General features: G+C 71.4%; 12 protein-coding genes. All 12 read left to right on the top strand.

Annotated features, from left to right (window positions below; genetic code table 11):
- Positions 1-4: 4 nt before the first annotated feature.
- A complete protein-coding gene (locus MM438_RS09395; protein WP_241452197.1) occupies positions 5-730 on the top strand; it encodes a cell division protein FtsQ/DivIB in 726 nt (241 codons plus the stop codon).
- Positions 731-984: 254 nt separating this feature from the next.
- Entirely contained in the window at positions 985-2340 is a 1356-nt protein-coding gene (gene ftsZ, locus MM438_RS09390; RefSeq protein WP_241452196.1) for a cell division protein FtsZ, read from the top strand.
- A gap of 135 nt (positions 2341-2475) precedes the next feature.
- The gene (gene pgeF / locus MM438_RS09385) at positions 2476-3219 is read left to right on the top strand and encodes a peptidoglycan editing factor PgeF (RefSeq protein ID WP_241452195.1); all 744 of its coding nucleotides are present in this window, start codon (positions 2476-2478) and stop codon (positions 3217-3219) included.
- Positions 3216-3989 carry a YggS family pyridoxal phosphate-dependent enzyme gene (locus tag MM438_RS09380; protein ID WP_241452194.1) on the top strand — a complete coding sequence of 258 codons (774 nt, stop codon included), beginning with the start codon at positions 3216-3218 and terminating at the stop codon, positions 3987-3989. The genes pgeF and MM438_RS09380 overlap by 4 nt, the downstream gene beginning before the upstream one ends.
- 42 nt (positions 3990-4031) lie before the next feature.
- Positions 4032-4616: a cell division protein SepF gene (locus MM438_RS09375; RefSeq protein ID WP_241452193.1), complete on the top strand. Its 585-nt coding sequence runs from the start codon at positions 4032-4034 to the stop codon at positions 4614-4616.
- A gap of 96 nt (positions 4617-4712) precedes the next feature.
- Complete coding sequence (locus MM438_RS09370; RefSeq protein WP_241452192.1) at positions 4713-4997, top strand: YggT family protein; 285 nt, start codon at positions 4713-4715, stop codon at positions 4995-4997.
- Positions 4998-5065: 68 nt separating this feature from the next.
- A complete protein-coding gene (locus MM438_RS09365) occupies positions 5066-6001 on the top strand; it encodes a DivIVA domain-containing protein (RefSeq protein ID WP_241452191.1) in 936 nt (311 codons plus the stop codon).
- Between the two features lie 225 nt (positions 6002-6226).
- A complete protein-coding gene (locus MM438_RS09360) occupies positions 6227-6652 on the top strand; it encodes a TraR/DksA family transcriptional regulator (protein ID WP_241452190.1) in 426 nt (141 codons plus the stop codon).
- Entirely contained in the window at positions 6649-7227 is a 579-nt protein-coding gene (gene lspA, locus MM438_RS09355) for a signal peptidase II (RefSeq protein ID WP_241452189.1), read from the top strand. The genes MM438_RS09360 and lspA overlap by 4 nt, the downstream gene beginning before the upstream one ends.
- Positions 7220-8152 carry an RluA family pseudouridine synthase gene (locus MM438_RS09350; protein ID WP_241452188.1) on the top strand — a complete coding sequence of 311 codons (933 nt, stop codon included), beginning with the start codon at positions 7220-7222 and terminating at the stop codon, positions 8150-8152. The genes lspA and MM438_RS09350 overlap by 8 nt, the downstream gene beginning before the upstream one ends.
- Positions 8153-8257: 105 nt before the next feature.
- Positions 8258-11818: a DNA polymerase III subunit alpha gene (gene dnaE, locus MM438_RS09345; RefSeq protein WP_241452187.1), complete on the top strand. Its 3561-nt coding sequence runs from the start codon at positions 8258-8260 to the stop codon at positions 11816-11818.
- A gap of 30 nt (positions 11819-11848) precedes the next feature.
- Positions 11849-12004 carry a hypothetical protein gene (locus MM438_RS09340; RefSeq protein WP_241452186.1) on the top strand — a complete coding sequence of 52 codons (156 nt, stop codon included), beginning with the start codon at positions 11849-11851 and terminating at the stop codon, positions 12002-12004.
- Positions 12005-12007 lie beyond the last annotated feature (3 nt).

Below are 12007 nucleotides of genomic sequence, written 5' to 3'. Positions count from 1 at the left end.
CGCCGTGCGGCCGGGCAAGGGCACGGCCCGCGAGACCAACCGCTTCGAGGAGCGAGCCCGCCGGGCCCGGCTCAACCGGCTACGCACCGTCCTGCTCGTCCTGCTCGCGCTCGCGCTGGTGGGGGGGCTCGGCTACCTCGTGTGGTTCAGCCCGGTCCTGACCGTCAAGAAGGTCGAGGTGCAGGGGGTCTCGGGCGCCCAGGCCGACGAGGTGCGGCGGGCGGCGGACATCCCCATGGGTGTCCCCCTGGCCCGGCTGGACCTCGAGGGCCCCGGCCGGCGGATCACCAGCTCGCCGTTGTATGCCGAGGCCGAGGTCGCCCGCAAGTGGCCCACGACCGTGGTGCTGGAGGTCGCCCCGCGCCGGCCGGTCCTCGCCCTGCGGACGGGTGAGTCCTACCAGCTGGTCGACGAGGACGGCGTGGCCTACCGGTCCGTCGACCGGGCCCCCTCGGGGGTCGCGGTGGCGGCCGGCCGGGGGCAGGTCCCCGCGCGGGGCCTGCGCGCCGCCGTCGCCATGATGCGTGCGCTGCCCGACGACCTGCGGGCGCAGGTGGGGTCCGTCGAGGTCGAGGGCCCGAGCATGGTGTCCTTCAAGGTGGGCCGGTCCCAGGTGCGGTGGGGCGATGAGTCTGAGCCTCGACTCAAGGTCAAGGTCATCAAGGCGCTGCTGCCGCGGGCGCCCGGCACCCTGGACGTGAGCGCCCCGCACGTGCCGGTCACGAGGTAGGGGGTGTCGCCGCTCTGCGGGCCCATCACCTGGGTACAGTCGCCTGGATGGACCTGAACGTGAAGGCGGAGGTCACCTTTCCGAACGCCTCGCAACACGCCGCGGCAAGGGTTGCTCCGTCCGTGGAGCACGACGTACGTTTTACCCAACGCTCGGTAACAGAACTATAACCCTGCAGTCCAACTTGAGGGTCTGACCTCCTCCAGGAGGGGGCCCGGACAGCCCTGCTGCATCCCTGAGGAGAGGCCCCCACCGTGGCAGCACCACAGAACTACCTCGCCGTCATCAAGGTCGTCGGCATCGGCGGCGGCGGTGTCAACGCGATCAACCGGATGATCGAGGTCGGCCTCAAGGGGGTCGAGTTCATCGCGATCAACACCGACGCCCAGGCCCTGCTCATGAGCGACGCGGACGTCAAGCTCGACGTGGGTCGCGAGCTCACCCGCGGCCTGGGCGCCGGCGCCGACCCCGAGGTCGGCAAGCGTGCCGCGGAGGACCACGCCGAGGAGATCGAGGAGGTCCTCCGCGGGGCCGACATGGTCTTCGTGACGGCGGGCGAGGGTGGCGGCACGGGCACCGGTGGTGCCCCCGTGGTCGCCAAGATCGCGCGGGGCCTCGGCGCCCTGACCATCGGTGTGGTCACGCGTCCGTTCACCTTCGAGGGGCGCCGACGGGCCAACCAGGCCGAGTCGGGCATCGGCAACCTGCGCGAGGAGGTCGACACCCTCATCGTCATCCCCAACGACCGGCTGCTCTCGATCAGCGACCGCAACGTCTCGATGCTGGACGCCTTCCGCAGCGCCGACCAGGTCCTGCTCTCCGGTGTCCAGGGCATCACCGACCTGATCACCACGCCCGGTCTGATCAACCTCGACTTCGCCGACGTCAAGTCGGTCATGCAGGGTGCGGGCTCCGCGCTCATGGGCATCGGCTCGGCGCGCGGCGAGGACCGGGCGGTCCAGGCCGCCGAGCTCGCGATCTCCAGCCCGCTGCTCGAGGCGAGCATCGACGGGGCCTACGGCGTGCTGCTGTCCATCCAGGGTGGTTCGGACCTCGGCCTCTTCGAGATCAACGAGGCTGCCCGACTGGTCCAGGAGGCCGCGCACCCGGAGGCCAACATCATCTTCGGGTCCGTGATCGACGACGCCCTCGGGGACGAGGTGCGCGTCACCGTCATCGCGGCCGGCTTCGACGGGGGTGACCCGCAGCCGCGTCGCGAGGAGCCGACCCCGGTCCAGCAGCGCGCCCCCCAGGCGCCCACCCAGCCCGCCCGTCCGGTCCAGGCAGCTCCTCAGCCGGCCCAGCCCCAGCCGCTCCGTCCGGTGCAGAGCCCGCCCCAGGGGCAGCCGCTGCGCCCGGTGCCGGCGGCCGAGCCGCAGCCGGCCCAGCCGGTGGTCCGTCCGGTCCAGCCCGGTCAGCTGCCGCAGCCGGCCGGGAGCCAGCCGGGTCAGCACGCCCCCGGTCAGGTGCCGACGCAGCCGCAGGGCCAGCCCCAGCAGGCCCCCGCCGCTCCGGGCCAGGTGCGCCCGACCGAGCAGCCCCAGCGTCCGCCGCGGCAGGTGACCTTCGACGACAACGCCGACCTGGACGTCCCGGACTTCCTGAAGTGACCGGTGCCGGCGCGAGCCGGCGACCGAGCGAGACGACGCCCCGACCTCCTGGTCGGGGCGTCGTCGTCGCCACGGGCGGCAGAGCGCCGGCGGTGTCGACGGTCCGGGGACCGTGAGCGCGCTAGCCTCTGAGACGTGTTCGTCCACCAGCATCACGAGGGCCCCGTCCGACTCGCCTTCACCGACGCCCTCGGCGGCGTGAGCGAGGGTCCGTATGCCGCGCCGGCGGGCGGGTCGGGTCTCAACCTGGGCTCCCACGTCGGCGACGACCCGGCCCACGTGGCCGCCAACCGTGCCCGGGTGGCCGAGGCGCTGGGGCTCGCCGCGGACCGGCTGGTCCTGCTCGACCAGGTGCACGGTGCCGACGTGGTCCGCGTCGACGGCCCCTGCTCGGGCCCGGCCGGCAGCGCCGACGGCCTGGTCACCACCACCCCTGGCCTGGGCCTGGTCGTCCTGGTCGCCGACTGCACGCCGGTCCTGCTGGCGGACCCGGCGGCCGGGGTCGTCGGGGCCGCCCACGCCGGCCGGCCCGGGATGCTCGCCGGGGTGGTGCCGGCCACCGTGGGGGCGATGCGCGACCTCGGGGCGCGCGAGATCACCGCGCACGTCGGCCCGTCCGTGTGCGGTCGGTGCTACGAGGTGCCGCTCCCGATGCAGCAGGACGCCCTGGCCCGGGTGCCGGAGAGCGGTGCGCGCACCTGGACCGGCACCCCCGCGATCGACGTGGCGGCGGGCGTGGTCGCTCAGCTCGCCGCCCTGGACGTCGCGGTGACCTGGGTCCCCGGGTGCACGCGCGAGGACGACCGCTTCTACTCCTACCGTCGCTCCGGCACGACGGGGCGCTTCGGCGGGGTCGTGGTCCTGCAGGAGCGTCCATGACTCCCGGCAGGTATGACGAGTCGCCGCCGCTCACCCCCCAGGGCGCGGTGGAGGACCGTCGCGCCGAGCTGGCGGCCCGCCTCGCCGCCGTCGAGGACCGGATCGGGCAGGCCTGCCGCACCGCGGGTCGCCCGCGCGCGGACGTCACCCTGATCACGGTGACGAAGTTCTTCCCCGCCCGCGACGTCGAGCTGCTCGCGGGCCTCGGGGTGGTCGACGTGGGGGAGAACAAGGCCCAGGAGGCCGCCGCGAAGGTCGCCGCGCTGGACCCGGCGCTGCGGGCCGGGCTGCGGGTCCACTTCGTCGGGCAGCTGCAGACCAACAAGGCCCGGCAGGTCGTGGGCCTCGCCGACCTGGTCCACGCCGTCGACCGGGACCGGCTCGTCACAGCGCTGGACCGCGCGGCCGCCGAGGCCGGGCGCCGCGTCGAGGTGCTGCTCCAGGTCGACCTGGACCCGGGCAGCGGCGCCGACGGGGGGAGCAGGCGTGGGGGTGCTCGTCCGGACGCCATACCCGCCCTGGCCGACCTGGTGGAGGACGCCGCGCACCTGGAGCTGCGGGGCCTGATGGCGGTCGCGCCGCTGGGCGCCGACCCCGACGAGGCCTTCGAGCGACTGGCTCGCACGGCCGAGCGGGTGCAGGCCGGGCACCCCCGCGCGACGTTGCTCTCGGCGGGCATGAGCGGCGACCTGGAGGCTGCGGTGCGTCACGGAGCGACACACCTGCGTGTCGGATCGGCAATCCTGGGAGCCCGTCCGGTGCCCCGGTAGCGTCGGTCCTGACCGCGATCCACCACAGATCAGGAGCACGCGATGGCTGGGGCGCTACGCCAGGCGATGGTCTACCTCGGGCTGGCCGAGGACGACGAGTACGACGACAGTTATCACGACGACCGGGACCCCGGGCGCGATCACCGCTCCGAGGTCGCACCGCGGGAGTCCCCGCGGCCGGAGTCGCACCTGGTCGACGCCTCTCGCGGCCCGGTCGGCCCCTCCCGCACCGAGGACGAGCCTCGAGGTGCCACCTCCGTGCGCGAGGAGCGTCATGCCTCCGTCGCACACCTGCCGCAGCGCACGCCCGTCGCGCGCGTCGTCCGTGACCCGGAGGTCGGTCAGATGAACCGCATCACCACGATCCACCCGCGCACCTACAACGAGGCGAAGACGATCGGTGAGGCCTTCCGTGAGGGCATCCCGGTCATCATGAACCTCAGCGACATGGCCGACGACGACGCCAAGCGTCTCGTCGACTTCGCCGCCGGTCTGGTCTTCGGGCTCAACGGCTCGATCGAGCGGGTCACGAGCAAGGTCTTCCTGCTCACCCCGCAGGACGTCGAGGTCTCGACCGAGGAGTCCGAGACGCCGACCGAGACCCGCGGCTTCTTCAACCAGAGCTGACGCGCAGCCCCAGCGTCGTCGCGCAGGCCCGTCGGGAACACCCGGCGGGCCTGCCCCGTTGTCCAGACCGAAATCGTTTCACCCGAAGGGACCCGGATGCCCGCCGTCAAGACCCTGATCCTCGACATCCTGTGGGTGTTCTGGGTCCTCCTCCTGGCCCGGATGGTGCTCGGGTACGTCGTGATGCTCGCCCGGGACTGGCGTCCCACCGGGGTGATCCTCCTGGTCGCAGAGGGCATCTGCACGGTCACCGATCCTCCGCTGCGAGCCTTACGCAAGGTAATTAAGCCACTACGCATAGGTGGGATCGCGCTCGACCTCGCGTTCCTGGTGCTGCTGTTAGTGGTAGTGGCTCTGATGCAGGCTGTCGCCAGGGTGTAGGTTGCTGGGCGACCGTCGCGCCCGCGCCCTCAAGCGGAAGCGACCTGGACGATCGCAAAGGAAGACTCATGGCGCTCACGCCTGATGACGTGCTGAAGAAGAGCTTCGGAGCCACCCAGTTCCGTCGGGGTTACGACGAGCGCGAGGTCGACGACTTCCTCGACGAGGTCGTGAGCGAGCTGCGCGACCTGATCGCCGAGCGGGACGACTACAAGCGCAAGTACGAGGAGTGCGCGCGCAGCAAGGGCCAGGCCCCGGTCGCCACCAAGGGTCGCCGCGAGAGTAGCGCCGAGGTCGCCAAGCTCCGCACCGAGCTCCAGGCCGCGCTCAAGCGCGCCGACGACGCCGACCGCCGGGCCGAGGCCGCCGAGCGCGGCGCCGCCGGGCACAGCGACCAGGCTCTCGTCGCCGCCCGTGACGACGCCTCTGCCGCCCGTGCCGAGGCCGGACAGCTGCGGGACCGCCTCATGCGGGTGGAGAACGAGCTGGCCGCAACCCGTTCCGAGCTGTCCAAGGCCCAGAGCGCTCCGCGCCAGGCGCTCGCCGCCCCGGCGTCCGTCCACGACGCCTCGGGCGCCGCCGGTCTCATCGAGCTGGCCCAGCGTCTGCACGACGAGCACGTCGCCAAGGGTCAGGCCGAGCAGGACCGCCTCGTCGCCGAAGGTCGCAACCAGCGCGAGGCGATGATCAACGAGGGCTCGCGCAAGCGGGACGAGCTGGTCGGCTCCGCCCAGCTGCGCCACGACGAGCTCATCGCCGAGGGCCAGCAGCGCCACAAGAAGCTCATCGCCGACGGCACGGCCCAGCACGAGACGCTGATCGCCGAGGCGACCAAGCAGCGCGAGGGCATCCTGCAGGGCCTCGCCGGCGAGAAGGCCCAGCTCGAGCAGGCCGTGGCTGCGCTGCGCGCCTTCGAGGCGACCTACCGCGACAACATCTCCACCTTCCTCAAGTCGCAGCTGCACGAGGTCGAGCGCACGCGCCTGGCCCCGAGCCACGCCTGACGACCGGCAGCGCCGGCTCCCTCCGGCGCCCCGGGAGCGGGAGGTCCACCTCACGGCGACCTCCCGCTCCGGCGTGCCAGAGGTCCTCGGCGTGTCACTCGCGGAGCGCCAGCTTTCCCGCGGGTGACGAAGGGGCTACCCTGTGCACACCTCGGCGCGGCTGTGCGCCGTCAGTCGTCCGGTGCGGGGGCACCCGACGGCCCGTTCGAACTCAGTGAGGGCAGCATGGCTGGCAAGTCCGCAGGGTGGTCCACGACGTCCGGCTCCATCGACGTCTCCGGCGACGACAGCGCCTGGTCGCCGGCGGAGGTGGCCGAGCTCAAGGAGACCCTGCGCTCCGAGATCGCCCGGTTGCGAGGCGACCTCGCCGCGGCCCAGGAGGACCTGGTCGACCTGGTCCAGGACACCCAGGACATCGTGGGCGACGACCAGGCCGACGTGGGCTCCAAGGCCATCGAGCGCGAGCACGAGGCCGCCATGGCCGCCAACACCCGCGACGTCCTCGCGCAGTACGAGCACGCCCTGGAGCGGGTCGAGTCCGACCTGCACGGCGTGTGCGAGGGCTGCGGGGGCACCATCCCCAAGCTGCGGGTCCAGGCCTTCCCGCGGGCGACCCTGTGCGTGACGTGCAAGGCCGCGCAGAAGCGTTGACCCCGACGACCCGGGCGCGCCGCACCTGGCCCCTCATCGCCCTGCTCACCACGCTCACCCTCGCCGCCGACCAGGGCAGCAAGGTGTGGGCGATCCGCACCCTGACGCCCGGCGACCCGCACCCGCTCGTCGGTGACTGGCTGCGGCTGCTGCTGATCCGCAACTCCGGCGCGGCCTTCTCCCTCGGGTCCGGCCAGACCTGGGTGCTGACACTCATCGCCGTCGTCATCGGGATCCTGGTCGTGTGGCACGCCCGACGCATCGTCTCGGTCAGCTGGGCCGTGGCCGGCGGCCTCGTCCTCGGGGGCCTCCTGGGCAACCTGTGGGACCGGCTGTTCCGCCCGCCGTCCTTCGGCCAGGGCCACGTCGTCGACTTCATCGACTACGGCGGCTGGTTCATCGGCAACGTGGCCGACATCGCCATCGTGGCGGCCGCCGCCCTGATCGCCCTGCTGTCCGTCCTCGGCATCACCCATGACGGATCGGTCCCCGAGGACCGTGACGCCGACCCGGCCGCCGCGCGACCGGACGGCGGACCGACGACCCCGACGAGCCCTGGAGCCACCCGTGCCTGACGTCCGTATGCTGCCCGTCCCCGACGGGCTCGAGGGGGAGCGGGTCGACGCCGCCGTGGCCCGGTTGTTCGGCGTGTCCCGGTCCAAGGCCGCCGACCTGGCGGGCGAGGGGCTGATCCAGGTCGACGGCGCCGCCGTGGCCAAGTCCGAGCGGGTCACCGCGGGCGCCTGGCTCGAGGTGTCCCTGCCCGACCCGGTGCGGGAGGACGCCCCCGCCGTCGAGCCGCGCGAGGCCCCCGGTCTGCGGATCGTGCACGACGACACCGAGATCGTGGTCGTCGACAAGCCGGCGGGTTGCGCCGCCCACCCCAGCGTGGGCTGGGACGGTCCCGACGTCGTGTCCGGACTCATGGCCGAGGGCTACCGCATCACCACGTCCGGCGCCGCCGAGCGCCAGGGCATCGTCCAGCGGCTCGACGTCGGGACGACCGGGCTGATGGTCGTGGCCAAGTCCGAGCGGGCCTACACCGTCCTCAAGCAGGCCTTCCGCGACCGGACGCCGGAGAAGGTCTACCACGCCGTGGTCCAGGGGCTGCCCGACCCGATGGAGGGCACAGTCGAGGCGCCGATCGGTCGGCACCCCCACCACGACTGGAAGTTCGCGGTGCGGCAGGAGGGGCGCCACTCGGTGACGCACTACGCCGTGCTGGAGGCGATGCGGCACGCGTCCCTGCTGGAGATCCACCTGGAGACCGGCCGCACCCACCAGATCCGGGTGCACTTCAGCGCCCTGCGTCATCCCTGCGTCGGCGACCCGCTCTACGGCGCCGACCCGGTGCTGGCGCGCAAGGTCGGCCTGGACCGGCAGTGGCTGCACGCGCACCGGCTGGGGTTCACCCACCCCGGCAGCGGCGAGTGGGTGAGCTTCGAGTCGCCATACCCGCCGGACCTGCAGCGCTCCCTGGACCTCCTGCGGGCGGGCTGAGCCCGGTCGCTCAGGGGCGCCCGGGCAGCCGTTCGACGGTTGTCGCCGGACGTGGCCCGGCTCGTCGCCCGGGGGCTGGCACCGGGCCGCCGTAGACTGCCGCCGATGTCCTCGCCAGCAGCCTCCAGCAGCTCCTTCGTCCACCTGCACAACCACACCGAGTACTCCATGCTCGACGGTGCGGCGCGGATCGACGACCTCTTCCAGCGGGCCTCCGAGATGGGGATGCCCGCCATCGCGACGACCGACCACGGCTTCATCTTCGGGGCCTACGAGTTCTGGAAGAAGTCGACGAGGTACGGCGTGAAGCCGGTGATCGGCATCGAGGCCTACCTCACGCCCGGCACCCACCGCACCGACAAGACCCGGGTAAAGTACGGCGACGGTGGCCGCGACGACGTGTCCGGCTCCGGCGCCTACACCCACATGACGATGTGGGCGCGCAACAACGAGGGCATGCACAACCTCTTCCGCATGTGCTCGCTGGCGTCGATCGAGGGCTACTACTTCAAGCCGCGCATGGACCGCGAGCTGCTGGAGACCTACGGCAAGGGGATCATCGCCACGACGGGTTGCCCGTCGGGCGAGATCCAGACCCGGCTGCGCCTGGGGCAGTATGCCGAGGCCAGGCAGGCGGCGAGCGACTTCCGGGACATCTTCGGGCGGGACAGCTTCTACTGCGAGCTGATGGACCACGGGCTCGACATCGAGCGGCGGGTGCAGAAGGACCTCTTCCGGCTGGCCAAGGAGCTGGACCTGCCGTTCGTCGCCACCAACGACCTGCACTACACCGACGCCGCCGACGCCAAGGCGCACGCGGCGCTGCTGTGCGTGCAGTCGGGGTCGACGCTGATGGACCCCAACCGGTTCAAGTTCGACGCCGACGACTTCTACCTCAAGTCCCCCGAGGAGATGCGCCACCTGTGGCGCGAGGTGCCCGAGGCCTGCGACAACACGCTGCGCATCGCCGAGATGTGCGACATCTCCTTCCACGAGGGGGAGGGGCAGTTCATGCCGCGCTTCCCCTGCCCGCCGGGGGAGGACGAGACCAGCTGGTTCGTCAAGGAGGTCGAGACGGGCCTGCACGCCCGTTTCCCGGAGGGGGTGCCGGACTACGCCCGCAAGCAGGCGGAGTACGAGTGCGAGGTCATCATCGGCAAGGGCTACCCCGGCTACTTCCTCGTCGTCGCCGACTTCATCAACTGGGCCAAGGAGAACGGCATCCGGGTGGGTCCGGGCCGTGGTTCCGGAGCCGGCTCGATGTGCGCCTACGCCATGCGGATCACCGACCTGGACCCGGTGCCGCACGGTCTCATCTTCGAGCGCTTCCTCAACCCTGAGCGCAAGTCGATGCCCGACTTCGACGTCGACTTCGACGAGCGTCGTCGCGGCGAGGTGATCAAGTACGTCACGGAGAAGTACGGTGCGGAGCGCGTCGCGCAGATCGTCACCTACGGCACCATCAAGGCCAAGCAGGCGGTCAAGGACGCCGGGCGGGTGCTCGGTCACCCCTTCGCCGTGGGCGAGAAGCTGACCAAGGCCATGCCCCCGGACGTCATGGGCAAGGGCATCCCGCTGTCCGGGATCTTCGACCCCGAGCACAAGAGGTATGCCGAGGCCGCGGACTTCCGGGCGCTGCACGACTCCGACCCGGTCGCCCAGGAGGTGGTGGGGACCGCCCGCGGGCTGGAGGGTCTGAAGCGGCAGTGGGGTGTGCACGCCGCCGGTGTGATCATGTCCAGCGAGCCGCTGATCGACGTCATCCCGATCATGCGGCGCGAGGCCGACGGGCAGATCATCACCCAGTTCGACTACCCGAGCTGCGAGTCGCTCGGCCTGGTCAAGATGGACTTCCTGGGGCTGCGCAACCTGACGATCCTCGACGACGCCATCACGAACGTCGAGATGAACCGCGGCGAGACCGTCGATCTGGACGCCCTGTCCAAGGACATGACCGACAAGGCGACCTACGACCTGCTCGCCCGCGGCGACACCCTCGGGGTCTTCCAGCTCGACGGCGGCGGCATGCGCTCGCTGCTGCGGCTCATGCAGCCGGACAACTTCGAGGACATCTCCGCCGCCCTCGCGCTCTACCGCCCGGGACCCATGGGCGCCAACGCCCACACCAACTTCGCGCTGCGCAAGAACGGCAAGCAGGAGGTGGACTACATCCACCCCGAGCTGACCGAGGCGCTCGAGCCGATCCTGAAGATGACCTACGGCCTGATCATCTATCAGGAGCAGGTCATGGAGATCGCCCAGAAGCTCGCGGGCTACACCCTTGGCAACGCCGACCTGCTGCGGCGTGCCATGGGCAAGAAGAAGAAGGAGGTCCTGGACGCCGAGTACGCCAACTTCGAGAAGGGCATGCTCGACAACGGCTTCTCCAAGGAGGCGGTCGAGAAGCTCTGGAGCATCCTGCTGCCCTTCTCGGACTACGCCTTCAACAAGGCGCACACCGCGGCGTACGGCGTCGTGTCGTACTGGACCGGTTATCTCAAGGCCAACTACCGCGCGGAGTACATGGCGGCGCTGCTGACGAGCGTCCGTGACGACAAGGACAAGTCCGCGCTCTACCTCAACGAGTGCCGGCACATGGGCATCCAGGTGCTGCCGCCCGACGTCAACGACTCGATCGGCTTCTTCGCCGCCGTCGGGGAGGACATCCGCTTCGGCCTGGAGGCGATCCGCAACGTCGGCGCCAACGTGGTGGTCGAGATCGTCAAGGCCCGTGAGGAGAAGGGCGCCTTCACGTCCTTCAAGGACTTCCTCAACAAGGTGCCCGCCGTCGTCTGCAACAAGCGCACCATCGAGTCGCTCATCAAGGCCGGGGCCTTCGACTCCTTGGGGGAGTCGCGCCGGGGCCTGGTCGAGGTGCACGAGGGGTACGTCGAGGCGCTCGTGGACGTCAAGCGTCGCGAGGCCGCCGGCCAGGACTCGCTGTTCGCGGCCTTCGGGATGCCCGGGGACGACGAGGACGCCGGCGGTGCGGACGCCTTCGCCGGCCTGCCGCCCGTGCCGACCCACGGCTGGGACAAGCAGGTGACCTTGCAGTACGAGCGGGAGATGCTGGGACTGTATGTCTCCGACCACCCGCTCTTCGGGATCGAGCACATCCTGCACCAGCACGCCGACACCTCGATCGCGGCCCTCAACACCGAGGACGGCAAGCCCGACGGGGCCACGGTCACCATCGCCGGGCTGATCACCGGCCTGCAGCTCAAGCGCACCAAGAAGGGTGATCTGTGGGCGATCGCCACCGTGGAGGACCTGGACGGTGCGATCGAGTGCCTGTTCTTCCCCTCGACCTACATGACGGTGTCGACGGTGCTGGCACCGGACGCGGTCGTCGTGGTCCGCGGCCGGGTCAACAGGCGTGACGAGTCCACGTCGATCTATGCCCAGGACCTGCACCTGCCGGACCTGGTCGAGGGCCCGCGCGGGCCGGTGCTGCTGACGCTGCCGATGGTGCGTGCCACCAACGGGATCGCCGAGCGGCTCAAGGACGTGCTGCTCAACCACCCCGGCACGACGGAAGTGCAGGTCAAGCTCACCCAGCCCGGCCGGGAGGTGGTGATGCGGCTGGAGCCGCACGTCGATCCCACCTCGGCGCTCTTCGGCGACCTCAAGGCCCTGCTCGGCCCGGCCTGCCTCAACGCCGGCTGAGTCGTGGGCGGGCCCGGGATGCTGGTCCAGGTGGTGCAGGGCACCGACGCCGACCGCGTCGCCACCCGGCTGCGCGAGCGCGCCGCGGCCGCGGCGCCGGGCGAGGGGATCACCGTCGAGGGACTGCTGCGCTGGGTGCAGGCTGCCGCGACGTCGGTGCCGCCGTCCCGGTGGTCCATCGACTAGCGT

It is taken from the genome of Arsenicicoccus dermatophilus (assembly GCF_022568795.1).
Taxonomy (GTDB): domain Bacteria; phylum Actinomycetota; class Actinomycetes; order Actinomycetales; family Dermatophilaceae; genus Arsenicicoccus; species Arsenicicoccus dermatophilus.
This window is presented reverse-complemented; position numbering and strand designations above follow the sequence as displayed.

Coding starts and splice junctions, on each gene's coding strand:
- MM438_RS09380 (WP_241452194.1), top strand. CDS start 3,216: ATGACTCCCGGCAGGTATGACGAGTCGCCGCCGCTCACCCCCCAGGGC.
- MM438_RS09375 (WP_241452193.1), top strand. CDS start 4,032: ATGGCTGGGGCGCTACGCCAGGCGATGGTCTACCTCGGGCTGGCCGAG.
- MM438_RS09370 (WP_241452192.1), top strand. CDS start 4,713: ATGCCCGCCGTCAAGACCCTGATCCTCGACATCCTGTGGGTGTTCTGG.
- MM438_RS09365 (WP_241452191.1), top strand. CDS start 5,066: ATGGCGCTCACGCCTGATGACGTGCTGAAGAAGAGCTTCGGAGCCACC.
- MM438_RS09360 (WP_241452190.1), top strand. CDS start 6,227: ATGGCTGGCAAGTCCGCAGGGTGGTCCACGACGTCCGGCTCCATCGAC.
- dnaE (WP_241452187.1), top strand. CDS start 8,258: ATGTCCTCGCCAGCAGCCTCCAGCAGCTCCTTCGTCCACCTGCACAAC.